At 69.5% G+C, this 24,119-nt stretch carries 28 protein-coding genes and 1 pseudogene; 10 read left to right on the forward strand and 19 right to left on the reverse strand.

The genetic code is table 11. The features are described 5' to 3' along the window. The coding region (locus tag ACFC1R_RS30435) for a hypothetical protein (RefSeq protein ID WP_375944056.1) at positions 1-186 on the reverse strand (186 nt) is incomplete at its 3' end. 707 nt (positions 187-893) lie between these two features. Between ACFC1R_RS30435 and ACFC1R_RS30440 the strand changes: the two genes are divergently transcribed. Both ACFC1R_RS30440 and ACFC1R_RS30445 read left to right on the forward strand, forming a co-directional pair. After that, positions 894-1,166 (forward strand): hypothetical protein, encoded by a 273-nt coding sequence (locus ACFC1R_RS30440; RefSeq protein WP_375944058.1) that lies wholly within the window; start codon positions 894-896, stop codon positions 1,164-1,166. 243 nt (positions 1,167-1,409) lie between these two features. Beyond that, entirely contained in the window at positions 1,410-2,087 is a 678-nt protein-coding gene (locus ACFC1R_RS30445; protein WP_375944060.1) for a DUF4232 domain-containing protein, read from the forward strand. A 425-nt stretch (positions 2,088-2,512) separates the two neighbouring features. On the opposite strand, the gene ACFC1R_RS30450 is transcribed toward ACFC1R_RS30445, so the two are convergent. From ACFC1R_RS30450 to ACFC1R_RS30475, 6 genes and pseudogenes are all read right to left on the reverse strand, one after another. Further along, a complete protein-coding gene (locus tag ACFC1R_RS30450; protein WP_375944062.1) occupies positions 2,513-2,875 on the reverse strand; it encodes an Lsr2 family protein in 363 nt (120 codons plus the stop codon). Between the two features lie 67 nt (positions 2,876-2,942). Continuing rightward, positions 2,943-3,152: a hypothetical protein gene (locus ACFC1R_RS30455; protein WP_375944064.1), complete on the reverse strand. Its 210-nt coding sequence runs from the start codon at positions 3,150-3,152 to the stop codon at positions 2,943-2,945. A 972-nt stretch (positions 3,153-4,124) separates the two neighbouring features. After that, complete coding sequence (locus ACFC1R_RS30460; protein ID WP_375944066.1) at positions 4,125-6,248, reverse strand: SpoIIE family protein phosphatase; 2,124 nt, start codon at positions 6,246-6,248, stop codon at positions 4,125-4,127. Between the two features lie 248 nt (positions 6,249-6,496). Continuing rightward, entirely contained in the window at positions 6,497-6,700 is a 204-nt protein-coding gene (locus ACFC1R_RS30465) for a hypothetical protein (RefSeq protein WP_375944068.1), read from the reverse strand. A 439-nt stretch (positions 6,701-7,139) separates the two neighbouring features. Beyond that, a pseudogene (locus ACFC1R_RS30470) lies at positions 7,140-8,105 on the reverse strand (SDR family NAD(P)-dependent oxidoreductase). Between the two features lie 81 nt (positions 8,106-8,186). Further along, a complete protein-coding gene (locus ACFC1R_RS30475; RefSeq protein ID WP_375944070.1) occupies positions 8,187-9,371 on the reverse strand; it encodes an alcohol dehydrogenase catalytic domain-containing protein in 1,185 nt (394 codons plus the stop codon). A gap of 285 nt (positions 9,372-9,656) precedes the next feature. Here ACFC1R_RS30475 and ACFC1R_RS30480 point away from each other — a divergent pair, with 285 nt between their 5' ends. From ACFC1R_RS30480 to ACFC1R_RS30495, 4 genes are all read left to right on the forward strand, one after another. Continuing rightward, entirely contained in the window at positions 9,657-9,788 is a 132-nt protein-coding gene (locus ACFC1R_RS30480) for a hypothetical protein (protein ID WP_375944072.1), read from the forward strand. Between the two features lie 262 nt (positions 9,789-10,050). Then, positions 10,051-10,440, forward strand: coding sequence for a hypothetical protein (locus ACFC1R_RS30485; RefSeq protein ID WP_375944074.1), 390 nt, complete (start codon positions 10,051-10,053; stop codon positions 10,438-10,440). Between the two features lie 502 nt (positions 10,441-10,942). After that, the gene (locus tag ACFC1R_RS30490; RefSeq protein ID WP_375944075.1) at positions 10,943-11,977 is read left to right on the forward strand and encodes a YihY/virulence factor BrkB family protein; all 1,035 of its coding nucleotides are present in this window, start codon (positions 10,943-10,945) and stop codon (positions 11,975-11,977) included. A 647-nt stretch (positions 11,978-12,624) separates the two neighbouring features. Then, positions 12,625-12,855, forward strand: coding sequence for a hypothetical protein (locus ACFC1R_RS30495; protein WP_375944077.1), 231 nt, complete (start codon positions 12,625-12,627; stop codon positions 12,853-12,855). 209 nt (positions 12,856-13,064) lie between these two features. Here the strand turns inward: ACFC1R_RS30495 and ACFC1R_RS30500 are convergent, their stop codons facing one another. From ACFC1R_RS30500 to ACFC1R_RS30545, 10 genes are all read right to left on the reverse strand, one after another. Further along, positions 13,065-13,238, reverse strand: a complete 174-nt coding sequence (locus ACFC1R_RS30500) for a CsbD family protein (RefSeq protein ID WP_375944079.1) — start codon at positions 13,236-13,238, stop codon at positions 13,065-13,067. 925 nt (positions 13,239-14,163) lie between these two features. Further along, a complete protein-coding gene (locus tag ACFC1R_RS30505) occupies positions 14,164-14,340 on the reverse strand; it encodes a hypothetical protein (protein WP_375944081.1) in 177 nt (58 codons plus the stop codon). Between the two features lie 668 nt (positions 14,341-15,008). Then, on the reverse strand, positions 15,009-15,416 hold the full coding sequence (locus ACFC1R_RS30510) for a gas vesicle protein K (RefSeq protein WP_375944083.1): 408 nt from the start codon (positions 15,414-15,416) through the stop codon (positions 15,009-15,011). After that, on the reverse strand, positions 15,406-15,612 hold the full coding sequence (locus ACFC1R_RS30515; protein WP_375944146.1) for a gas vesicle protein: 207 nt from the start codon (positions 15,610-15,612) through the stop codon (positions 15,406-15,408). The genes ACFC1R_RS30510 and ACFC1R_RS30515 overlap by 11 nt, the downstream gene beginning before the upstream one ends. 41 nt (positions 15,613-15,653) lie before the next feature. Then, positions 15,654-16,448, reverse strand: coding sequence for a GvpL/GvpF family gas vesicle protein (locus ACFC1R_RS30520; RefSeq protein ID WP_375944085.1), 795 nt, complete (start codon positions 16,446-16,448; stop codon positions 15,654-15,656). Further along, positions 16,445-16,888, reverse strand: coding sequence for a gas vesicle protein GvpJ (gene gvpJ / locus ACFC1R_RS30525; protein ID WP_375944087.1), 444 nt, complete (start codon positions 16,886-16,888; stop codon positions 16,445-16,447). Before gvpJ ends, ACFC1R_RS30520 begins: the two co-directional genes overlap by 4 nt. Positions 16,889-16,936: 48 nt before the next feature. Beyond that, the gene (locus ACFC1R_RS30530; protein ID WP_375944089.1) at positions 16,937-17,188 is read right to left on the reverse strand and encodes a gas vesicle protein GvpG; all 252 of its coding nucleotides are present in this window, start codon (positions 17,186-17,188) and stop codon (positions 16,937-16,939) included. Between the two features lie 21 nt (positions 17,189-17,209). Further along, a complete protein-coding gene (locus ACFC1R_RS30535; RefSeq protein WP_375944091.1) occupies positions 17,210-17,923 on the reverse strand; it encodes a GvpL/GvpF family gas vesicle protein in 714 nt (237 codons plus the stop codon). 1 nt (position 17,924) lies between these two features. Then, positions 17,925-18,362 carry a gas vesicle structural protein GvpA gene (locus ACFC1R_RS30540; protein ID WP_375944092.1) on the reverse strand — a complete coding sequence of 146 codons (438 nt, stop codon included), beginning with the start codon at positions 18,360-18,362 and terminating at the stop codon, positions 17,925-17,927. A 66-nt stretch (positions 18,363-18,428) separates the two neighbouring features. Then, entirely contained in the window at positions 18,429-18,806 is a 378-nt protein-coding gene (locus ACFC1R_RS30545; protein ID WP_375944094.1) for a gas vesicle protein, read from the reverse strand. A 456-nt stretch (positions 18,807-19,262) separates the two neighbouring features. Here ACFC1R_RS30545 and ACFC1R_RS30550 point away from each other — a divergent pair, with 456 nt between their 5' ends. From ACFC1R_RS30550 to ACFC1R_RS30560, 3 genes are all read left to right on the forward strand, one after another. Beyond that, positions 19,263-20,159, forward strand: a complete 897-nt coding sequence (locus ACFC1R_RS30550) for a histone protein (protein WP_375944096.1) — start codon at positions 19,263-19,265, stop codon at positions 20,157-20,159. 3 nt (positions 20,160-20,162) lie between these two features. Beyond that, complete coding sequence (locus tag ACFC1R_RS30555; RefSeq protein WP_375944098.1) at positions 20,163-21,179, forward strand: SRPBCC family protein; 1,017 nt, start codon at positions 20,163-20,165, stop codon at positions 21,177-21,179. A 202-nt stretch (positions 21,180-21,381) separates the two neighbouring features. After that, complete coding sequence (locus ACFC1R_RS30560) at positions 21,382-21,582, forward strand: hypothetical protein (RefSeq protein WP_375944100.1); 201 nt, start codon at positions 21,382-21,384, stop codon at positions 21,580-21,582. Positions 21,583-22,048: 466 nt separating this feature from the next. On the opposite strand, the gene ACFC1R_RS30565 is transcribed toward ACFC1R_RS30560, so the two are convergent. After that, positions 22,049-22,363: a hypothetical protein gene (locus ACFC1R_RS30565; protein ID WP_375944102.1), complete on the reverse strand. Its 315-nt coding sequence runs from the start codon at positions 22,361-22,363 to the stop codon at positions 22,049-22,051. Between the two features lie 125 nt (positions 22,364-22,488). Beyond that, the gene (locus tag ACFC1R_RS30570; RefSeq protein WP_375944104.1) at positions 22,489-22,953 is read right to left on the reverse strand and encodes an STAS domain-containing protein; all 465 of its coding nucleotides are present in this window, start codon (positions 22,951-22,953) and stop codon (positions 22,489-22,491) included. Positions 22,954-23,161: 208 nt separating this feature from the next. Between ACFC1R_RS30570 and ACFC1R_RS30575 the strand changes: the two genes are divergently transcribed. Beyond that, positions 23,162-23,335 carry a hypothetical protein gene (locus ACFC1R_RS30575; RefSeq protein ID WP_375944105.1) on the forward strand — a complete coding sequence of 58 codons (174 nt, stop codon included), beginning with the start codon at positions 23,162-23,164 and terminating at the stop codon, positions 23,333-23,335. Positions 23,336-24,119 lie beyond the last annotated feature (784 nt).

Raw genomic sequence — 24,119 nt, forward strand, 5'->3', positions numbered from 1 at the left:
GGCGGCGGCGTTGCGGGCCGCGGTGAACCGGGCCGGGGCCAGCGCGTACAGGCGGTCCGCCACCGTCTCGAAGTTCTCCATCAGCGCGCTCCCGAACGGGGACAGCCAGGCCTGGCCGAAGGGCGTCGTCGGCTGGGCCCGCCCGCTGTGGGGCCTGGAACGGGCGGGCCCTCCTCTTTGCGGCATCCGACCGCATCCCCACCATCGCGGACCACCCCGCGCCCGCGCCCGCTGGAACGGCCAGCGGAGTTGCACCCACCATGATCCGGGCCCGGACAGGCCTACCGGTCCGAGTGCTTGGTTTGTCAACGCCGTGTTCGAGCCCGGACATCACTAACGACCAGCTCAGCGGCAGTCGAACTCATGAATCTGCGCTGTACCGGCCCGGGCCCGGCATGGCCGTCAGTACGCTGACCGCCAACAGCACCTTGAACCTCGCCCGGAAGACCACGGACATGACCAGCAGCGCCTCCACCCCGCCCCAGCTGCCCGAGCCGGGCCTCGTCGAAGACTGTCCCGAGGGTGAGGCCGGCCCTGATGTGTGCGAGCAGGTGCTGCGGGAAGCGCTGTTCCACGCCGGAGTCGTCGGCCTCGGCGGCCACGATCAGGTCGTACTCCAGCACCTCGCCCGGCAGGGATGGCCCCTGACCGCCGTGGTCGCCACTTGGCTACGCCAAGCGGCGACCGTCTTCGTCACCGAACTGCCGGAACTGCCCGGCCTGCCGAAGCCGGCCCCGTGCACAGCGCCCCGAATCCGGACGAGGACGCACCGACCGCGTCCGTACTGCTCGTCCAAGCCGCCCGCGACGCCGGTATCACCCCGCTCGACGACTGAGACCTGGTCACGGTGTACAGCCTCAGCTGCGTCGAGGACTGGGGCACCGCCGTGACCCGTGGCGACCTGGCTGCGCCGCAGCGCCCTGCGGCGCAACGCGTGGCCGCTGGAGCAGCACCCGGTGCCAGAGGTCGCCTATCTGCTCGGGGTGATCGGCGATCTGACCGCCCACATCGGCGACTTCGACACGGCCCGTGAGATGCGCCGCGACCTCGGCACCGCCGAGTGGCGCGAGGCGGAGAGTCGCAACCACTCCTCGCTGCTCGCGGCGGCGAGCCGGGCTGAGGCTGCCCGCCGCTCGATCGCGGTGCCGGCTGTTCCCGCCAGCTGACCGGGGCGCTGAGCGACCCGGCAGAACGCGAGCGGGCCCGGGCCGCCGCCGCTCCTATATCTGATCAGCGAGAACGCGGCACCCACGCGCGGAAGTGACAGTTCCTCAGGAAAATTTCATCCGGGCGCAACCGGTCGGTCCCTGCCGGAGTCTCCACTGCTGAGTACGCACAGCCGGGCCCGGAAGAGTTGGCCCGTCGGCTGTCCTGACGATCCGGGGGGATCCATGCGTTCGCGCTTTCTGTTGACGGTTTCCGTATCCGCGCTGCTGGCCGGGCTCGGCCTGACAGCCTGCAGCTCCAGCTCCGGCTCCACGCCCAACCCGCCGAAGGCCGGCGGGGCCGCGCCGGTGTCCGCCGCACCGGTCGCGGGCCAGTCCGCGGTTCCGGTGCCCGCCGCACCGATCGTGGGCCGGTCCGCAGCTCCGGTGTCCGCCGCGTCTGCCGCCGGGATCACCGCGGCGACGGGCTCCGACAGCTCGCAGGCCTCCAAGTGCTCTACGCAGAACCTGAAGTGGACACTCACCCGCATCACCGATCCGGGCACCGGCGCGAAGAACCCGGCGAACGGCGAACTCATCGCCGTCAACTCCGGCTCCCACAGCTGCATCCTGGCCGGCTACCCGAAGCTCGAGTTCCACCTGGGCAAGGGACCGGAGGCCGACGGGGTCGGGAACGGCAACCCTGCCCCGGTGACGCTGGGCGCGGGCAAGAAAGCCGTGATCGCCCTGCGCTACTCCGAGTTCAACGGCAAGGGGCCGGACAGCGACAACTGCGTTTTCGTCACTGCCAGTTCCGCCGATGTGGCCGCTCCGGGTGACAGCACCGGAGTCCGGGTCCCGGTGACGGACCAGAACGGCAAGCCGGCCGAGATCACCATCTGCGGCGACGAGGTCCGGATGAGCCCGCCCGTCGCGCGGTAGGAACCATCCGGGGGATCGCTCAGCCGACGGCGACCATGTCGAGGCCGACCACGACTGCGCCACCGACCAGTAGTCACCCCGCCCGAGGGGCGGCCCGTACACCGGGCCGCCCCTCACCCGTCCGGAGGGAAAGCGCATCAACCCGCCTTCGCCCGGCCCGTGGACGGTTCGGCGTATCCACACCACCCTCGATTCCCATTGAACCGGGCCCACGCCGTGCTGGTGAAGGTCCTCAGCGACGGCGTCGTCACGGTTCGGCTTCCTCGGCGACTCGGACGAAACTGTCGCCTACGGCTGGTACCCGGCACGACGGACAACCGGGTCCCGGTGACCGCCGCACCGCAGTATCGCGACAGCGCGTCGTCGCGGGCCCGACTGCGGGCGGGGCAGGCTCAGGGGGAGACGATCAATCCACAAACGAGCCGCTACCGCACGGGTCTCCCCAGCTCTCCTGCGCGGGGCGCTTCGCAGTGCTGGTCGTACTCGCGGCTGAGCCAGATGGGGATCGGGCCACGGTCGCTGACCTCGTAGCCCTTCTCCAGTGCCCAGGCCTGGATGGTCTGCGCGCGTACCAGCGCTGGCCGCTGCACCGGCTGACCCGGCCTCGGAATCCGGCCGCGTATCCTTCGTGCCCAAGCGACGAACGGCTCCAGAGCCTGGCGCAGCTCCGCCGCGTTCCCGGCACTGAGATCGATCTCGTACCGCTCACCGTCCAACGCGAAGACGACGGTCTCCTCCGCCGGGCTGCCGTCGAGATCATCACTGACGGCTGTTCGAATGCGGCGCACCGGTGATCTACTCCCGATAAGTGACCATTTCCGAGTCACGATAAGGCAGTGCACTTTCCCGTCCTAATCACCACGGCTCACCGTTCACGCCGCCGTCGCGGCCGGGGACCAGCACAGTGGCAGCGGGAGCGGGAGCGGGGACACGCTGGTGGCGGGTCGGGCGGTGGCAGGTCCGGATGTCGGTGAGCAGGGCGGCCGAGGCGGGGTGGCGCTGAGAGTTGGTGGTTGTGTCGCCGGCGTGGGCGGAGATCCCGGGCCGTCTCTGGGGCAGTGCCACCAGCTTCCTCCGGTGAGGAGGAAGTGGGGACGGCGGAAGGGTCGTCCGGCCGCCCTCCGCTGCGTCGCGCCGCATGCGCTGCCGAACGGGCTGACCTGTGCTGGGGTTTGTCGGCGCGGGCGGTGAGTTCCGTCCCGGGCGCATTCACGCGTTCCGGGGGGGCTGGCCGCTGGTGAGTTCCGGTTGTCGACGTCAGATCCTTTCTGCTGTGCGGTGTCAGCGCGGCACTACCGGCGCCGACCTCGAACAGCGCGGCCGCCCGGCCGGCTGGACCGAGGTCTACGATGACGACGGCTCCTGGGCCGTCCTCATCAACGGCCACCCCATCTCGGATGCCGCCGACAACGAGCTGCTGCTGTCCGCCAACGCCCAGAGCCCGGGCGAGCGCCCGGGTGCCCGGGCCGGCCACAGCACCGGGCCCGGGCCTGTCCTGACGGAAGGCCACCTCGATGTCCACCACCGCACCGCCGCGCCCGATCCCGAGGACGGCGACCAGGCCGCCGGCCATCTGCTGGGCCAGCGGCGAAGGCCTTGCCCGGCCGGGACAAAGGGGTCGCGTAGTACCTCCGCTGGCACTTCCGCACACCCCAGCGCCGCCCGGCCCGTTTCCGCAGGCCAGCGGCCCCGGTCAAGGGGTGTCGGACGTGGCGACGTGCCGGACGTGGCGACAACCCCCCTGCCACTGATGTGCGGTGGAAGCGGGGTTCGACGGAACCGGTCCGGGGTGGGGTCTTGGCGTCGTTCGGCCTGTTCCAGCGCGCCACCGCACGTGAGCTCTGACATCCGGTCCTGCTCCAGCACGCGGCGACCGCGCGACCCGAGAAGCCCTGGGCGGCGAGCAGGGCGCGCTGAAGACCGCGTGATGGCGAAGCCCGTAATCGTGCAGATCAGGATGCGATAGCGCACCTGGTTGGCCTGGGCGGCGAGTGACGAAGCTGGCGTGGCTCGATGGTCGGGGGTGCCCGGTGGCGCTCACGAGGGTGCGCGTGGCCTTGGGCGGACGCGCAGGAGTAGGAGGGCGGTGTCGTCGCCCTGGTTGCCGGATGGGTGGGCTTGGTCGAGGAGTGCGTCGGCGATGCTGTCCAGGGTGCGGCTGGGGTGTGAGAGGACTGCCGCGAGCTTGGTGATGTTGGTGTCGTGGTCGGTGCCGGGGGTTTCGATGAGTCCGTCGGTGTACAGGGCGAGGACGGTGGCGGGAGGCAGGGCGACTTCGGTGGTGGGGTAGAACGCTGCGGGGTCCACACCCAGCAGGGGTCCTGGCGGTATGTCGAGGATCTCGGTGTGCAGGTCGGGGTGGCGCAGGAAGGGCGGGTGGTGTCCGGCGGTGGCGAGCTGGGTGGTGTGGTGGGCGAGGTCAAGGTGTGCGTACAGGCAGCTGGTGAGCAGGTCGGGGTCGAGGTCGGTCAGTAGCCTGTTGGTGCGGGCGAGGATCTCGCCGGGGGTGGCGCCGGCGACCGCGTAGGCGTGGACGGCGGTGCGGACCTGGCCCATCAGCCCGGCGGCGCTGACGTTGTGGCCCTGCACGTCGCCGATGACCGCGGCGGCCTCGGTGGTCGTCAGGCGGATGAGGTCGTAGAAGTCGCCGCCGATGTCCACGCCGTGGCTGGCGGGCAGGTAGCGCGCGGCCACGTCCAGACCGGGGATCTCCGGCAGCGTGTAGGGCAGCAGGCGTGCCTGGAGTCCGTGGGCGAGCTGATGTTCGGCGTCGTATCGCCGTGCTCGGTCCAGGGCCCCTGCTATCAGGGCACCGAGGGTGGTGAGGTTGGTGCGCTCGTCGGAGGTGAAGCGGTGGGGCTGTTGGTAGCCGAGCACACACGTGCCGATGGGGTGACCGGAGGCGATCAGCGGCAGGAACGCCCAGGCGGCCAGGCCGCCGTCGATGGCGGGGCTTACTGGATATGCCGCGCGGAATTCCTCCCGGGAGGCGAAGAAGGACGGCACTCTCGCAGTCAGACCCAGCACGCTCGGGGTGTTCGCCGTCAAGGGCGTGTGGTCGAGGGAGTCCACCACCTCGGGGGCGAAGCCGCGATGGCCGGTGACGTGAACTCGGCCAGCCTCGGGGATCAGGAGCAGGAAGCCCTTCGCTCGGAAGGGAATCAGAAGATGGTCGGCCACCAGGTCGACGATGTCGCGGACGGTCGCCGCTTCCGCCAGGGCGCCGGCCAGGCGTACCAGATGACGCATCGTGTCCAAACGGTCCAGCCCGGCGCCGCCGTCGGTCGGTGCCTTCGCCGGGCGCGAGCCGTCGGTTGCATTGATCCGCACGCTGAGGCCGGTGCGGTCAGGGTAGAGCTGGAACAGTAGGTGCCTGTCGGGTGGCCGTACCGCGGTGAACGAGGTCGGCCGCTGGCTGATGACCGAGTCCTGAAGCCGGTGCTCGTAGGCCGGATTGTCCAGCCACGGCAACGCCTCCCGTAGTCGGGCGCCGAGTAGGTGAGGGATGCTTTCGCCCAGCAGGTCGGCCGCGGTGGCATCGATGAAGGTGATCCGTCCGTGTGGGTCGAGGCAGCACGCGCCGTCGGGGAGGCGTGAGAGGAATCCGGCCGGGGGGTTGGCCGAGGCGGAGCTGGTCAGGGCGATGTAGCGGGGCTCGCATGCAGGCCGGAGGGGGGCTCCGGCGTCGGCGGCCTCTTGCAGTACCTTCGCGATGCGATCGCTGGCAGTGGTCAGCGTGCGGCGCTCGCAGGCGCTGAGCTCAGGCGACCGCTCAGGGGACATCAGCACCGCGAGGGCGCCCCAGGCAGTGTGCCCGGTGGCGATCGGGACGATGGCGTGGGCCCGCGGATACGGCAGGAGCAGGGCGACCTGCGGATAGCGGCGTGCCAGGTCTTCGCTGGAGCTGACCCACACCAGGTGGCGTTCGCGCACTGCTTCAAGCACCGGATCCGGAGTCGCGGTGGCCAGCCGCATGTGCCGCAGCGGGCTGAAGAACTCCGGGGGGATCCCGGCCATCACCTCAAGGCTCAGCACCTCGCCGCCGCGCTCCAGCAGCACGATGGCCCCTGAAGACGCGCCGAGGGTTTCCACTGCCTCGGTGAGCGTCTGGTCCAGGAGATCTTGGACCAGACCTTGTTCCAGGCCCTCGCCATCCGCCATGGCGATGTCCACTTCGCGAAGAAGGCCGCGTCTATCTCCATGCTACGAGGGCGTCGCGGCGGGTGGCCGCTCGGAATCATGAGGGTAAAGACGAGCCGCGCGCTGGTCTTGTTGCGCAACCTCGACCGCGCCCCGGGCTGACCGCCACGTTCCGCCCCCATTCCACGGCAACCCGTGCACGCAACTCGTCAGAAAGCTTGGCCGGTGTAGGGGAAGGTTCGGCGCGGGCGCTTACTGACCTCGGCGCTTCAAGGTGATGGCGGTGGGAGGTCGAGAGAGAGTCCGGTCCCGGTGAGGAAGCCATCGAGGATGTCGGAGCGGTACTGCAGTCGCTTGAGGCGGTTTCGGACGAGGGCTTCGAATCGGTCGAGGGCAACGCTGGTGAGGTTCGCCATGCTTCGTTTGACGTGGGCCCACAGGTACTCGACCGCGTTCAGCAGCGCCCGGATCACGGTGCGGGTCTGCGGGTCTGCCAGGGACGCGACCTGCTGCCGGCCGGACTTCGCCGGGCACTTTGAAACGGACCGCGCCGCGCCCCAGCGTGACGTACGAGCGCAGGATGGTGGTCAGGCCGTAGGAGCCGTTGTCCCGTGGTGTAGGCATCGGACCCGATCCGGACCGGAACAGGCCCAGGTCCAGGTCCAGGTCCAGCTCCAGGTCCAGCAGCCGGATCGCGCACACCAGGACCCGCCCACCCCCCAGACCGCCCCTCAGGAGATCCTGCTCGACGACGGTCCGCAGCTTGGGCAGGCAGGCGGCCGCCTCCAGGACGTGGTCGTGCTTGGCCCGGTCGCGCAGGGCCCGGAAGTCCGGGTGGTAGAGGTACTGGCCCGCCGCATCCGTGCAACCCAAGGCCTGGAGGTGGTCATTCAGGTGCGGGCTGGGCTTCTCTCACGGCCCGGCGTGGGGGCTGGGCTCAGCGAACCACGCGCCGGCCCCGTCCCCGAGGGCGGTGACCCAGGCCGGCAGGCTCGAGTGCTTTGCCGCCTGGGCGCCCTGGACGTCGTGGCGTGGCCGGTGACCGGCCGCGGGTAGGGCACGGGCGGCCAGGCCGAGGAGCCGCGCGGTGCTTGCGGGCGCCAGTCCCTGGAGCCGGACTCCGATCTTTGCCGCGGGGGTGAGAACCAGCTCGGGGCGGCGGTGCTCGGCGGCCCGGACGATCGCGCGGGCGGCCCGCTCGGCGTCCGTCGAGAGCAGCGGCATGGAGGCTGCGGCGGCGAACCACCCGTACTCGGCGCCGGGGCGGCCGTGCAATCGCGTGGCAGGGTGCGATCCGGTGCGCATCAGCCCCGGCAGGACGGTGGTGACGCTCACCCCCGTCCCCGCGAGTTCCGCCCGCAGCCCTTGGGAGAAACCTGCCGCGGCGAACTTGGCGGCGACATAGGGCAGCAGGTGCGGGGCTGGGATCCGGCCGCCGACCGACGAGACCGTCACCATGGCGCCGGTGCTGCTGGCCCTCAGGTCGGGCAAGGCCGCCAGCGTGAGGCGCAGCGGCGCGAAGTACATGGTCTCCATGGCCTGGCGGAAGTCATCCTCTCGCAGGGCCTCCAGGGGTCCGACCTAAATGATTCCGGCGCTGTTGACGAGGATGTCGAGCGGGCCAAACCGCTCGTGCACCGCGTCCAGGAGCCAGCGGGGGGCATCGGGGTCGGTGATGTCGCCGTGGAGGGAGGCGACGTCGGCGCCGCTGGCTCGCAGCTGCTGCTCGGCCCGGCCGAGGGCGTCCGCGTCGCGGGCGCAGAGCATGACCCGGCTTCCGCGGCGGGCCAGTTCCCGGGCCACGAGCAGGCCGAGGCCTCGGGAGGAGCCGGCGACCAGGATGGTACGGCCCGCGAAGCGGAGCGGTCGTGGGGTCATGGTGGGCTCCGGGGGGGTGGGGCTGTGGTCGGGGCTGTAGTTGCGAGCTCCCGACACGGACGCGTCGATGGGTACGGGTGTTCAGGGTTTGAAGAGCACCTTCACGGCACCGTCCTGCTTCTTCTGGAACATCTCGTAGGCTCCCGGCGCGTCGCCGAGTGGGAGGCGGTGGGTGGCGAAGGTGTCGACGCCGAGTGGGTCGTCGTCGGTGAGCAGGGGGAGGATGTCGTCGACCCAGCGGTGGACGTTGGCTTGGCCCATGCGGAGTTGGATCTGCTTGTCGAACATGGTGAGTAGCGGCAGGGGGTCGGTTTGGCCGCCGTAGACGCCGGACAGGGAGATGGTGCCGCCGCGCCGCACGATGTCGATGGCAAGGTACAGGGCGTGGAGGCGGTCGATGCCGACGTGTTCCATCAGCTTGGCGGCGAGGGCACTCGGGAGCAGGTTGGTGGCCTGGGCTGCGAGCTTCGCGCCGGGCGAGCCGTGGGCTTCCATCCCGACCGCGTCGATGACGGCGTCGGGGCCGCGCCCCTCGGTGAGATCACGGATGACGTTGGCGAGGTCCTTGCCGTGCCCGCCCAGGTCCAGGACGTGCACGCCGCGTCGGCGGGCCCGGGTGAGGCGTTCGCCGACGAGGTCGACGCCGATTACCTGGGCCGCGCCGCGGTGAAGGGCGATGCGGCAGCTCATGTCGCCGATCGGTCCCAGGCCCAGGACGACGAGGCTGCCGCCCTGGGGCACGGCCGCGTACTCGACGGCCTGCCACGCCGTGGGCAGCACGTCGGAGAGGAAGACGAAGCGGTCGTCCACGGGCCCGTGCGGCACCTTGATCGGCAGGTTGTTCCCGAAGGGGACGCGCAGCAGTTCGGCCTGCCCGCCGGGGACCTGCCCGTAGAGCTTGGTGTAGCCGAACAGCGAGGCGCCGCTGCCGTACTCCCGCACCTGGGTGGTCTCGCACTGCGAGTGCAGGCCCTGCCCGCAGGTGTGGCAGGTGCCGCAGGAGACGTTGAACGGGATCACCACCCGGTCCCCCACCCGGACCGCGGTGACGTCGGGCCCGACCTCCTGGACGATGCCCATGGGTTCGTGACCGAGGATGTCACCGACGTCGAGGAAGGGGCCCAGAACCTCGTAGAGATGGAGGTCCGACCCGCACAGTCCGCTGGTGGTCACCTTGATGATCACATCGGCCGGATCCTTGATGGCCGGGTCGGGGACGGTGTCGACACGGACATCTCGCCTGCCGTGCCAGGTCAAGGCCTTCATCGCTCCTCCTCGCGGGGCCGGATCGGTGCTTACGTTCCCGGCGTCTCTCCACATCCCTGTTCGCGAAACGATCCCTGTTCGCGAAACGGGCATATTCGCCCCAGTCACCCCGGCGGCGGGCGCGAACGGGGTATCCCGGCCCAACCACCACGGGCGTGCGGCCGGCCGAAGCGGCTGCTCCGGCCGACCGTGGGTACTCATGTGTCCGCAGGCAGCCGTGGGAGCAGGGCTCAGCGTGCCGCCCTTGCGACAAACTCAGTTGCGAGATGGGTGCTATGGAGACGCTTGATCGGGCCGACGGACGTGGTGCTCGCCGTGGTGCTGTACGTCGTTACCGGCCTGGGCGTGACGGTGGGCTTCCACCGTGGCCTGACCCGTCACGGCTTCGCCCCCGCCCCAGGGTGGGCGTGGCGCTGACGGTGGCGGGCTCGAAGAGCTTCCATGGGGATGTGATCGCGTGGATGGCAACCCACCGCCGCCATCACGCGTTCACCGACCGGCCCGGCGACCCACATTCCCCGTTTCGCTGCGGCACCACCCTGCGCGGCCACCTACGCGGCCTGGCCCACGCCCAAGTCGGCTGGCTGTTCGCCGGCACCGTCACCCCCGCCGAGCGCAACGCCCCCGACCTGCTCGCCGACCAGCGCATCCGCGCCGTGTCACGTGCATTCCCCGCGTTGTGCGTCCTCTCACTCGCGCTGCCTTCGGCGTCGGCTGGGCGATCGGCGGCACCCTGCACGACGCGCTGGCCGCCCTCCAGTGGGCCGGACTCGTGCGAGTCGCACTGCTCCAGCACGTGACGTGGAGCGTCAACTCCCACGTGATCGGGAACCGTCACTTCCGCACCCGCCGCCACGACCGCGCGACCAACCTGTGGCCCCTCGCCCTGCTGTCCTTCAGCGAGAGCTGGCACAACACGCACCACGCCGACCCCACCTGCGCCCGGCACGGTGTCGACCGACAGCAGATCGACCCCTCCTCCGCCGCCATCCGCCTCCTCGAGCGCGCCGGCTGGGTTAGTGACGTCCGCTGGCCCAGCCCCGCCCGCCTGAACGCCCGGCGACTGTGAACACCTACCGCAGAGCCACCTCGCGGACCAGCAGCCGCGAGGTGGGTGGAGGGCGCGGGACGCCTTCGGCGGGTGCGGGGGCCCGGCACCGGGCGATCCGGCGCTCACCTGCGGCGCCCATCAGCGCGCGCCCGTTCCAGCCACACAAGTAGTCGGCACTCCTCCGGCTGAGCGGGGGCGGCTTCGCTCCACACCCGCGCCGACCGCACCAGGACCGCCAAGTCGCCGCCCCACTCGAGGCCGGACCGACCGGACCCCTCACTCTGCCAGTCATACGGGGATTCAACGAGCCACCCACCGGTAGACCTCCGCTCGCACGGCTCACGCTCAGGCCGATTGGGGCCGACCGAAGAACAAGGTCACAGCCCAGGAGTTGGAGCCGGTCGGGTCGTCGCCAGCAGCGGCAGACCGGTCGCCGCCGGGGAGCGGCGCGCGGCAGACCAGCCCCTCGGAACCCTCAGGTCAGGTGTTTCATTGTGGCGGGGGTGGATATGGGCTTGGTATGGCCTTCCTCTTCAGGAACAGGCACGAGGCCGGTGACGAGGAGCCCGCTGCCGATCCGGGCCCAAGCCGACGAGTGGAGCAAGCCGCCCCGGACGGCCTCACCGAGATAACCCGGAGCTCGTGGGGGATGGTGCTGCGTCGTACCGGCAAGGAGTTCCTCGTCGATGAGTTGCCCGACCGCGCTGCGGCTCTCACCTACTACGGCGTGCTCGCGATCTTCCCCACCCTGCTCGTGCTCGTGTCCGTGCTCGGCGTGATTGGAAAGTCGGCGACCAGCGCGATCCTGGCCAACCTGCAGCACCTCGCCCCCGGGGCCGCGCGTGACATCCTGCGCGACGCCGTCGACCAGCTGCAGAACAACGGCGGGACCAGCTCGGTCCTGGCCGTCGTGGGCCTGGCAGCCGCGCTGTGGTCCGCGTCCGGCTACGTGGCCGCGTTCATCCGGTCCGCCAACGTGGTCTACGACATGCCCGAGGGCCGTCCCACCTGGAAGCTCACCCCGCTGCGGCTGGGACTGACCCTGCTGCTGATGGTGCTGCTCGCGGCGAGCGCGGTGATCGTTGTCTTCACCGGTCCGCTCGCAGACCACGTCGGCAGGGCTCTGGGCCTGGGCAGTACGGCGCTGACGGTGTGGGCCATCGCCAAGTGGCCCGTCCTGGTGCTCCTGGTCATGCTGATGATCGCGATCCTGTACTGGGCCGCCCCCAACGTACAAGGACGCGGTTTTCGCTGGATATCGCCGGGCGCCGTCCTCGCCGTACTGATCTGGCTGGCGTTCTCCGCCGGCTTCGCCCTGTACGTCGCCAACTTCGGCGCCTACAACAAGACCTACGGCACCCTGGCCGGCGTCATCATCTTCCTCGTCTGGCTGTGGCTGTCCAACCTAGCCATCCTCCTCGGCCTGGAGTTCGACGCCGAACTCTCCCGCGAACGCGCCACCCAAGGCGGCCTGCCGAAGGAAGAAGAGCCCTACGTCCATCCGCGCGACACCAGCAAATGGACCGGCGAGGATCGCAACGAGATGGGCGACTGACCCCGCCCGCATGTGGATGGTCACGGTACTACCCAGCTGGAACGTCACAGAATGGGCCAGGGACATCGCGGAGTCGACGTCGGCCCCATGCGGACGTCGGAGCTGCTTCGTGATATCCGCAGGGCGCAAGGGTTCTCGGGCCGCCCGATAGCCGCCGATCATCAGGGCTGGTCAGGGCAGCCAAGGTGGACGGATCGCCCCTGGCTGACCGCGGGCCCCGCCCCCGCCACCGCGTGCTGGCGGCGGGGGCGTGGGAGCGTACCCGAGGCCGACGCCGGGTGTGACAGGGGCCAACGCGGGAAGGCGCTACGTATGGCCAGGGAACAAAAGGAGACGGAACGGAAGTACAAGAGGGGTTGGCATTGCTGGCGGGCCCTGGGGGAGTTTCCCGGCGTGGCGACCACCAGAGGCGCCGAGCCGCAGGACCTCGACGCCGTCTACTACGACACCTCGGATCTGCGTCTTCTGCGCCGGGGGATCCCCGTGCACCGCAGAAGCGGCGGCGGTGACGCCGGCTGGCAACGAACTCACGGCGCTCGGGCTCGAGCGCCGAGCCACGGCTTACTTCGCGGGCCGCGCGGCCCCGCTCTGGGACAGTCGGCGCGGGCACCGTCACAGCGACGTTCTGCAAATTCAACGTGGGGCATGTGGAGCGGTACATCCCCGCCGCGTGGGCCGTAGCCACACCCGAGGCGGTGCTCACGGTCCGGCCGCGCGGCGCGGGCGGACCGCTGCGGCGCTGCTCGGGCCGGAAAGTAAGGCGCGGTCGCTGCGCGGTACGAAGCGGCCTGTCCGCGCCCGAAGAATCGCATCGGGCCCTGGGGCATGCCGCGAAGATGTTGCGCGAGCACCGGACGAGGGTCTCCTCGCCGCCCTGACGGTCGCTTGCTTTGTTCGGGCTCGAGGCGCCGGCAAGGTGTCGGCGCCTCGAAGACTAATGCAGGACCGCCTGGACGAGGTCTACGGCCTAAACGCGCTCGTGCCGTCACACGCGGTCGGCGGACGCATCCGGCGGACCCCGGCAACCTGAATCAACGGTCGATCATCGCGCCGTAAGCCCCTGTGCTCACCTCCGTGACCAGTGCACCTAGTGCTTCAGGGCGTCCTTGGCCTTCTGACCAGCTTGGAGGACGTCGCCCTTGACCTGCTCAGCCTTGCCCTTTGCGATAAGGCCTTCATTGCCCACGGCCTTGCCCGCCGCTTCCTTCGCCTTACCTTTGGCGGTTTCAGCCGTGTGCTTGATCTTCTTACCTGCGCTCACGAGACTCGACCTCCTCTGCCGACTTCAATTCACTCTGCCGTCTGCCCCATTTTTGCAGGTTTATCCCATTTCTGGTCCATGCTACTTGTCGTCAGCTTGGGCTGGATTCGGCTGTGCAGGCCGGATCGCACCGCTCGTGTGAAGGGCCTCGCCGGTCACCGTCGGCTCGGATCCAGTCCGGTTCCTGGCGTGTCGGCCACCGCGAGCAGCACCTGCTTCGACTGATGGCCTCGGGCTGGATGGACCGGGAGATTGCGGCCGACTTCGACCGGTCAAGGCCCGTACGCGCGCCAGTCGGCAGTCTGGCGCACGGAGCCCTCGGCGCGGCGCCCCGCCGGCGCGGTGGACGGCCTCGGCGGCCCGTACGCACTCGCCGGGGTCGAGCAGGCCGAGGTTAAGCGGGACGGACAGGTGCTGTGGGCCAACTATGGGTCGTCGTGCAGCGTGGCGTCCTCCCAGCCTCCGAAGTCCGCAAGGCGGTGGGAGACGAAATGGGCCAGAGTCCGCTTGGCCTCCGCTCGGGTGGCGGCGAATCGACGCGGCCGTCCCGCCCCGCGACGGAGACCTCCCCGACGTGTTCCCAGCGATCCGGGTCGGCCCGCACCTGCCGGTCGATGTCGTCCTCACGCTGCGGGGGCCGGGCGGGCAGCATGGGCCGTCTCGGGGCGGCAGGCGGCCCTTGTCGCAGTCGAGCTTCCAGCCTCCTGCAGATGTGCCGTCGGTTCCAGCAGTAGATGTTCGGCTTGCCGCACCCGGCGATAGAAGCTCCCCATAAGGAGCCGACGCCCGCCTGCCCGCCCTGCCCGTCCGCCAAGCGCCGGAAGCCGGCGAACGGCTCCAGGGAGCCCCGGGGCCGCCAAGTACCGCGCCCCAGGCAGGCACGCGGCCAACCACAAGGCTGCCGGCGTGGTTGGGTGGCACACCATCACCCGGCGCCGACCCGGTGCCCGGGCCAGGCCCCGTGATAGGTGCCGGCCTGTACGTCGCGCATCTGCTCCCCCAGGGCGGCAGCGGCGCGGCGGATCGCTGACAGCACGAGGTGGGCCTTGGCCCGGTGGAAGCGCCGGCGGCGCAGCACGCTGCGGAACAACGCCCCTGGCATCGGCGGCGCTTTCCTGCCATTCCGTCCCCCTGACCGTGAGCGGATTCTGGTGAAGTCCCCGGCACGGCGCGGGTGGTGTGTGCTGGTGACATGTCCTCGAGGATCAGCGCATCCGGGACGATGGGATCGCCGCACCATAGTTCACCGGACCCGTGACAATGGCGGTCCCGGGCGTTAGCCGCTTGGCCCAGCGCCGCCGCAGCGCTTCGTTCAGTCGGGTGGCTCCGACAGGTGGGGCCGTCTGGGTTCCGGCAAGACGGGCTCTCGGGCTGGATCATTCGGGCGGGGCGGGGTAGACGGCTCGGGCGGTGTGGGCGATTCAGGTGGCGCCGGCAGATCCGGTGTCACCGGTGTCACCGGTGGTTCGGGTGGTGACGAAGGTTCGGGCGGCGGTACGGGGGTGATGTCGGGGTCGGACGACATTGCGAAGCTCCTATCGATCGAGCGTGCGTCCGATTTGCTTCTTGCCTCTGCGAGCGGCCGTGGATGGTGTACTGCTCGGCCTGGTTGTACAACTGCTCCTTCGTCGCGTCCTGGGAGCCGCTGTGCGAGCGGTGCCCGCCACGCCGGTGGAGGTGTCCTTGACCGGACTGCGGCCAACGGTCTCCCATACCGGAAGCTCCTGTTGAGTGACAGGGCCTCCTGCTGCTTGCCTCATGCTGGCGCGTCTACTCGGAGGGCGGCAGCAGGGTTCCGAGCGGGCCGAGGTCGAGGTTGAGGTCCTCCAGGGTCAGTCCGTACCGGCTGCAGAGGTCGGTCATGCGCTCGTGCAGGGCCATGAGTGTGGAACCCAGCCTCTCCTCCTGTTCCTCGGTGAGGTCGCCGACGTCAACGCGGTGGAGGGCCTGGCGCTCCATGAGTTGGCGCAGCAGCTCGACGATGGTGAGGACGAGTTTCATCAGGTCGCGCTCGACCGTTTCCTCGTCGGTGGCGAGTCTGTGTGGTGCCCGGGCGGGTGAAGTCGTCGCAGGCGGCGAAGTGTTCTGGGGAGTCGTGGGTAGCAGTTGGAAGGCGCGGGTCGCCGCTGCCGCGATTTCGTCGAGGCGGCTCGGGGGCTGGCTGCTGTCACCGGTCATGGAATTGTCGCCGTGCTGGTGGCGCGGCGTTCCAGGGGGCCGGGTTCTGATCGTTGATGGACACGATGAGTGCTCGCAGTGAGACGCGGACGAGGTCGATGTCCGCGATGGACAGGATGACGTCGCCGGTGAGGACCACGCCGTCACTGAGCAGCCGGTCCAGCAGGTCGATGAGTGCGACTTGCCGCTGTGGCATGGGCGCCGGGGATCTGGGCGCCGACAGGCCATGGGGTTCGCTCACGGTGTGGTCTCCTCCGTCCTGCGGGGGGTGGCGAAGGAATACGGGGCCCATGGACCGGTGACTTCGATGCGGACGCCGTGCAGGCCATCGGTCGACTGCAGGATGTGGGCTCGGAATGCCTCAGCGTGGTCGAGGGGGACGAGGTAGGCGTCGTTGGTGACGTTTGTGCCCGGTCCGACGGCGAGCTCACCTTCTTGGAGCCGGTGGCGGGCGCGGTCCACGGCGTAGGCGCGGGCGGCGGTTTCGATCCGCTCGGCGGCTCGTTCGGCGGCCTGGTAGGTCTCCTGTCGCGAGTCCCGCTGGGCCCGTCGCTGACGCAGGTAGTCGCGTCCGGAACTGACGTGGGGGTCTGGAGGAGGCACAGCCGGGGTCGACGGCGCGTCCACGTAGAGCTTGACGCCCCATTCCTCGTGGCCGGCCAGCCGGCTCAACTGTTCGTCGAAGGCTCTCTGTCGGTCGGCGAGCATGGCTCGGACCCGGTCGTCGTCGAGGTACACCGTGGCCAGACGCAGCGGGAGAACGGTGGTGCGGACGGCGACGGCCTCGATCACGCCGTGGTGCGCGCGGGCGAGGGTCTCCAGCCACTCGAAATCTTCTAGATGGTGCCGGAGCGCGGTCTCCTCGAAGTCCTCCTCGGGTACCGGGCTGACGACCGCCACCACGTCGTCGCCCCGCGTGGCACTCACGAGGTGCACCGCAGATTCGGCCACGCCGACGAGGTCGGTGATGGTTCGCGGCAGGGCCTCGACTCGCCTGGCCACCGCGTACGCATAGGTGATCAGCCTCGTCATGTCTCATCTCCCGCGGCAGGCCTGGAGCGGGGCGCTGCCTGCTTGGCGCGAACTGCGCGGTGAGTGACTGCGGGCACCTCGTGTGCGTTCTCAGACGGGGGAAGGGCGGCGGCGCGCAACTCCTCAATTTGCTGGCGCAGGCGCTGGTTCTCCTTCTCCAGCGATGGGCTGCTGCCGGCGCGGGAGGACAGCGAGGGGTCGTGCTCCCACCAGTCGATCCCCATCTCCTTGGCTTTGTCCACTGAGGCGATGAGCAGGCGCAGCTTGATGGTGAGCAGTTCGATGTCGAGGAGGTTGATCTGGATGTCGCCGGCGATGACGATGCCTTTGTCGAGGACGCGTTCCAGGATGTCTGCAAGATTGGCCGAGGACTGGCTGCCGTATGGCGGGGCGGACCGGGAGGGGAGGGAGCCGAGCCGGTTGGCAATGGGTTCTGTCACGGCTTTCCGGCCTCCTTCCCTGCCCTTTGGGTGCGTTGAGGTGCCGAGTCAGCTGTCGCTGCGGCTCCAGTGGGCTCTGATCTCGTCGAGCCAGTCGAGGAGTTCGTCTTCGCGCTGGTCGAAGGTTTCCTCGTCGATATCTCCGGCGAGGAGGGCCCTCTCGAGTGCGGCGAGTTCCTGTTCGACGGGTGCGGGGTCGTAGTACTCGTCCTCGGCGGCCTCGACGACGCGTTCCAGCACCCACACGGTGCCGCGTACCGGGGCCAGTGGGAGGGTGAGGATCTGGGTGAGCAGGCCCACGGGATTCCTCCTCTAGCTGTTCTAGACGAAGCTGTAAGCGGGGAGTGGGCCGTGCAGCCGGAGGTCGAACTCCTCACCCAGTTCGCTGGTGAGGCCTTTCTCGGCGGAGAGGAAGCGCTCGCGGTTGTCTTGCTCCACTAGGAAGGAGATGTTCAGGAAGTCGGCACCGGTCGGCTCGGAGGGACGCGCCTGGCGGGCATAGGGGCGAAGCGCTTCGGTGAGTCCGGCTGCCAGTACCTGGTGGCGAGCCTGGACCTCCTGAACGACGAGCTCACCGAGAGCCAAAGGCAGATCCGGGCTGGTGTCGCCGGCCTTGATGTCGTCGTTGAGGCGCCGTGCCTCGGGTGACTCCTGGAGGATCTGGCGCAGCAGCACCTCCTCGTCGATGGCCGCTTTGAGGTGGTATTCGGCACAGCCCTCCAGATCCGTCAGGCGCTGCACATACTCCTCGCGCCGCTCGTCGAGCGCGGACTGTACGGAGTCGTCGTCCGGCGCAATAAGCCCAAAGCGCAGGGGAAGAACGGTGCCGTCGGCCATGAGCCGTTCCTGGACCGCCTGGTGGGCCGCGAGGTCGCGGCGCTTGGGCCGCAGGCCCTCGGGCGCGTCGCTGACGACGGCACTGAGCGGACCGGCGTCCACGGTGCGCAGCCGCGAGGGTGGGTCTCCGACGCCGGTGAGGCCGTCCAGGTGCTTCGGGTGGGTGGCGGCAGTGATGGAGTAGACGTACAGGGCCATCTCACTCCTCCCGTCGCCTGGTGGGCCGGCGGGTGGGCCTCTCGCGTTTCGGGGCGGGTTCCTTGTCCTCGTCGTCATTGTCGCGGCCAAGGTGGAGGGAGTCGGTGACGGCCTCGATGGCGCCGCTGAGCGCGCCCTTGCTCTTGCCGTGTGCTCCGCCCTCGGTGACCTCGCCGACGATGTCGGTGAGCTGGGTCGGCGCCTTGCGTCCGGACTCCAGGTCGAGGCGGTTGCACGCCTCAGCGAAGCGGAGGTAGGTGTCGACGCTGGCGACGACGATCCGGATGTCGATCTTGAGGATCTCAATACCGACCAGAGACACGCGGATGAAGACGTCGATAACCAGTCCACGGTCCAGGATCAGCTCGAGGATGTCGTAGAGGTTTCCGGTGCTTCCACTCCTGGAAACACTGGCTGCGCCTTGCGGCACCACAGTCACGGTGCCTCCCTTCGCCGGCTGCCGTAGCGGCCGGAGCGGTTGTCTGCCCGCCCGGACGACGGGCTCTCAGGTGCGCCGGTCGATCTGCCCGCGGGTGTAGCGGCGGATGCGCTCGTACGCCACGAGTTCGCCCTCCTCGTCGAGCGTTACCCGATAGCTGGCCATCACACTGGTCGTCTCAGGGATGCGTTCCAGTTCCACCACCTCCACATCGGCCTGCCAGCCGTCCTCGGTGGGTTTGAGCGCCGAGACGGACTCTGGTGCGCGGCCCAGGAGTTGTGCGAGCTGCTCGGCTGCGTAGCCCATGGCCCTCGGCGCTGAGATCCGCCGGTGCCGGCGCTTTTCCGCGGTGGGTCTTCGGCTACTGCCGCTGGTAGGGGCTGCGGACGTGCTGCTGGACACAGCCCTGCTCCGCCGGGCGCCATCGTCATTGCCTGCGGCCATGTTCCTCTCCGGGCTCGGAGACGACGTGCTGCTGAGTAGCGCGTGTACCGGGACTTCCTACCGGCACAGCCTATTTCATGATATCGGGCGGTTTGCGCCTGGCGAGGTCTGAGGGCTCACTCGTCCCCGGTCCGCCGACGTCGGGATTCGAAGCGCCCCGCGTGCGCAGAGCGTCCGCGTTGACCAGACTGGTGGTAGAAGCGCCAGTGCAGAACCGCACCGGTTCGCGGGGCGAGCCCGCGCGCAGTGTGCCCGCGCGCGTGAGCCGATCGCTTCGATGCGGCACGTGCTCGCCCAGGTGGCGACTGGCCGGCGGCCCCTGTGCAGGCATGCGGGCGCGCCCACGAAAAGCTGCTGCTGATCCCAGGTTCTCGGCAGTACACCCGTCTCGCCCAGGCTCCTCCGAGTTTGTGCCCCTCGGGCAGGAGGGGCGCAGGAGCCGGAAGGAACGACCTCATGAAAGACACCGCCAAAATTGCCCTTGCGGCTGCGGTCGCCGGGGGCTACTTGCTCGGACGAGCCAAGAAAGGCCGGCTCGCGTTCGGCGTTGCGACCTACCTCGCTGGCCGCCGGTTCGGGTTGGATCCGCGCCAGCTCGCCACCGAGGGGCTCCGCCGGCTCAGCGAGGTGCCGCAGGTGGCGGAGCTGAACGAACAGGTCCGCGGAGAACTGCTCGAAGCCGGCAAGCATGCCGTGGCGGCCGCGGCCGACCGCCGTATCGGGCAGTTCGCCGACTCCCTTAGGGAGCGCACGCTGAACATCGGCAAACCGAAGCCGCAGAAGGAAGAAGAGGGATCAGGAGAGGAAGAGCCGTCTGGCGAGGAGGAAGAGTACGAGCAGCCCGAAGACGAAGAGCCGGAGGGCGATGAGGACGAAGAAGAGGACGTAGACGAGGAGGAACCCGAGGAAGAGTACGAAGCGGACGAGGAGGAACCCGAGGAAGAGTACGAAGCCGAAGACGAGGAGCCAGAGGAGGAACCGGAGGAAGAACCGCATCGGGAGCGCCCTGCACGGCGCCGGCGCGCCGCCCCCACGGCCGAAGAGCGCCCCTCGCGCCGGCGCGCCGCTTCGGCCGCCCCCAAGGCCGCATCGAAGTCGTCGTCCGCACGCACGCCGGCGAAAAAGGCAGCGGCTCCTGCGAAGAAGTCGGCTCCGGCGGCAAAGAAGTCCCCCGCTAAGACAGCGCCCCCGGCCAAGCGGTCATCGACACGCGCAGCCCCCGCCAAGTCCTCCGTCACCAAGTCTGCGGGAACGAAGGCGACCGCGCCGACGAAGAAGGCCCCGGCCAAGAGGACCACGGCGGGCAAGAGCACCGCGGCCAAGGCACCCACGCGGTCCACCCGGCGGAGGTAGGTCATGGCCAGGACGGATCAAGAAGCGCCCGAGGTCTCAGGCATCGACCGGCTGCGAGAGGAAGCCGTCAACTTTCTCGGCGCCCAGATGGAACACCTGGTCGAGAAAGCCGGCGACAAAGTCAAAGACCTCACAGGCCAGCTCACAGATGTCGCGGAAAGCGGCGGCGTGCTGCCCAAGGTGGGCGCCCGCGTCCTGCAGGGTGAATCACCACTCAAAGCGTTCGTGTCAGAGAAGGCCAAGAGTGTCAAGGACAACGTCGTTGACAAGATCAAGGGTGTCTTCGGCGGCGGCAAGGCCGGCCGCAAGGCCGGCAAGAAGGTCATGAACATGGTCGAGGTCCTCGACATCGGCCTGCCGGTGCGGACCGTGTACGACCACTGGACGCAGTACCAGGACTTCAGCGGGTTCGCGAAGGGCGTGCAGGACGTCTCGCAGGGCGACGAGGTGACCACTGACTGGAAGGTCAAGGTCGGACCTTCGAAGCGCAGCTTCAAGGCAACCGTCCAGGAGCAGGTGCCGGACGAACGCATCGTGTGGACGTCACAGGGCGCCAAGGGCAGCACCCGCGGGGCCGTGAGCTTCCACGAACTGACACCGACCCTCACCCGCGTCGTCCTCGCCGTCGAGTACTACCCCTCGGGGCTCTTCGAGAAGACCGGGAACATCTGGCGCGCCCAGGGCCGCCGTTTGCGCCTGGACTTCAAGAACTTCCAGCGGCATGTCTCCCTTACCAACGACGAGGCGGAGGGCTGGCGCGGCGAGATCCGCGACGGCGAGGTCGTCCGCACCCACGAGGAGGCCATGGAAGAGGAGGAAGCAAACCAGAACGAACAGCCCGACGACGAGTACGCCGACGATGAACTGGAGGACGAGTACGACGACGGAGGTGAGGAAGCCGAGGAAGAAGACGAAGAGTACGACGACGGCGGAGAAGCCGACGAGGAGGATGAGGAGGACGGCGAGCACCAGGAAGACGACGAGTACGAGGACTATGAGGATGAGGATGACCAGAGATGAGTCGGCCTCCTCAGCCGGCTCATACGCGGCCACCGGCCTAGCAATAACGCCACAAGTCACACGGCACCAGCACCGACTCAGTTAGCTGGCGAACCACGGTGCGAGTCGATGGCGCCAGCCATCCAGGGTCGAAGACCGGACCTTGCGGCCGACGTGGAAAACCGCTGGCCGCCACAGCCAGTCAGTCCCGTCCACCGTCACCGTGCGCCCCCGTGACACGATCACCGTCGTCAACGAGGACGCCACCGCGCACACCTTGACCGCCTCCGACAAGTTCCTCGACACCAGCACCATCGCGAGCGGCAAGTCCGAAACCCTCACCACCCCCAACGAAAGCGGGCAGTTACCCCTACATCTGCACCAGCTACCAGTACATGCACGGCACACCCTGACCGTCAGCTGACGCTCCTTCCCACCTCGCACTGCCAGGAGCCGCCGTGTCCCACCCCGTCACCCGGCCTGCCCGCCCCGAAACCCGGACTCTGCTGTGCAGCATCCTTCGTGTGCTCGCGGCAGCCGCCTCTCACCATCTGGTGGGTCAGGCGCGGTGACTTCGGGCCCCGGCCACCCGTTCGACCCACCCGCTGGCAGGGGCGTAGCCGTATGGACGAGTTAGACGCCCTATCGCGCCGGGAAAGCATGCCAGTCGACCGCCACCGCGAGCAGTCGGCCACCCAGGCGGCTAATCGACTGCCAGGAGGCCCTGCCACCTGGCTGCCCGCGGTGGACGGTCGCTCCTTGGGCCGCAACCCCCGGGCAGGGCCGACTCGTTGACCCCGGCACCTGCCTGGCACGGCAGAAGGGCGGCGCACAGACCTAATCCCCCATGGCCCGCGCCATGCCGTCTGCGCGTCAGCAGGAGTCGCCAATCAGCCGGGCCGGAAAGACGAGCGCACACAATTGCCCGGCCGCGGCCGGGAATTCGGCAACTTGTATGAAAGGGCCGGAGAGAGCAGCATCGCGCGGTGGCTTCGCGCCGCCTTGCGTGACTCGCGGGTCGCGCCCACCTCGCCGTCGAAGCACGGCGGGCCGCCGGGGCGTCGGATCGCCAGGTGGGTCTCCCGGAGGACCGCCAGCCAGCCAAGGTGGGGCCCGGCCAGGGTGTGCGCCTGCTCGCAGCCGACCCAGCCGTCCTCGGCGAGTACCAGCCGTCCGCTCGCCGGATCGGCAGGGGAAACCAGCATGGGACGGCCCGCAGCGACCGCGGCGGCCAGGGCAGCGACGCTCCGGCTCCTGCGGTGATCATCTCCATGATCGGCCCTCTTCCCAACTTGGCGCGGCCGCCACGCCTGCAGGCCGGTGGATCACATCATCGGACGGGAGGCCGGTTGGTGGCGGTTGGTTTGGTCCCGGCGACCATGGGGCGGTCGCGGGGCCGGGCGTCGGTAAGCAGGTGGCGGCTGTGGGTGAGGGTCAGCAGTCGCTCTACCGGGGCGCTGGCGGTGCTGATGACCAGCGTGCGCCCTGCATTGAGGGCCTGTTCGCGGGCCCGCAGCAGTGCCTCCAGCCCTGCACAGTCACAGAAGCGGACGGCGGTCAGGTCCAGGTCGAGGCCCGCCGGGCAGTCCAGGGCGGCGCGGGCCAGGGCCTCGGCCAGGCCCGCGCCGCCGTACAAGTCGATTTCGCCTTTCAACACGGCGGTGGTGCGGCCGGCCAGCCCGGGAGCCAGGCGCAGGGTGAGCTGCCCGTCCGCGAGCGACAAGACACCGAGGACGGGCTGATCGGTCCTGGGGCGAGCGGCCGGGTGGCGGTGGCTGGGCGAAGGTCGGGGCATGGTGAGGGCTCCTTCGCAGGAGCGGGCTGACTCTCATCTCGATGCTGCACCCGCGCCCGCCCGACGGCCACCCCCTTCAGCACCAGGAGTCAACGCGTGAAGCTCCTCGGCGTGCCCGCCGGTGGTTGGTGGTCGTTGAGCAGTCGTGACGACGTCCGCTCTGACTCCTGTGCCCAGCCGAGGGGCGGAAACTCTTCATGATGCCGGTGTGCCGCTCTACAGCGCGCTGGCTGCCGCCTGGCGCCTGGCCGGACGCACGGTGCCCGGCCAGCCCGACCCACTATGGGAGGCACTGACCCGTCGGCGCCGCCGCGCCAGTGGCTTCGCCAGGCGGACCGCCGACGAGACTACGGCGAAGCGCCAGCCCGACGGCTCTTGTTGAAATTTCTCTCCACCCGCACAGCGGTCCCGGAAACAGCACTTCCTTGATCGAGCAGACCCCCCGTTGTGCGAGGAGTGGTCAGGATGACCATTCCTTCGCCTACGTCCTGCCTGGGGTGCGCATATCCGGTCAAAGCCGATTCTTGCGGATCCTCTTGCCGGACCGCACGGACGGCACCTAATGTCGACGGATTCGCCGGAGCGCTGGTCAAGGGCCCATTGTGGCTCCTGGTGATCGACATCGTGCTGTTCCTCGCGGGCCTTGTCTTCGGCGGCGCGCCCTTTGGCCGGCGATCGCGCCGGTGACGTCACCCGCTGACCAGCGACCCAGCCCGGCTCAGGGAGCACGGTCCGGTGACAGAGCGACTCCCGGGTCGGCCGGCCGACCGGTCCGAACCGCCGGGGCGCCCCGGGTCGCTGTGGGCGGACGTCCACAGCGACCCAGGCATCTCCGGCTACCCGCAAGCCGCGGGTAGCACAGCGCCGGAGTCAGTGCGAGCGTCCGAGCTTGTCCGGTCCGGGCCCCTCACCGCTTGCCGACTCCCCCGGCCCGTCGTGGCCCGGTGTCCGCCAGGCGCCAGCCCTCTCCCCTGGTTCGGACGGACCACGCTCGGGAGTCCTCAGCGGCGGCCCTGCGCATTGCGGCGGCGGCCGAAGACTCGAGTTCCGCGATCACGTCACCGCCGTGGCGGGTCATGGGCAACCTCCAGAGCCTCTCGACGGACAGACGGTCGGCCCCGGTCAGGGGCAGCCGTACTCACCAGCTGCCCCTGCCGGTCCGTCGT

This window comes from Kitasatospora sp. NPDC056138 (genome assembly GCF_042264695.1).
Taxonomy (GTDB): Bacteria; Actinomycetota; Actinomycetes; order Streptomycetales; family Streptomycetaceae; genus Kitasatospora.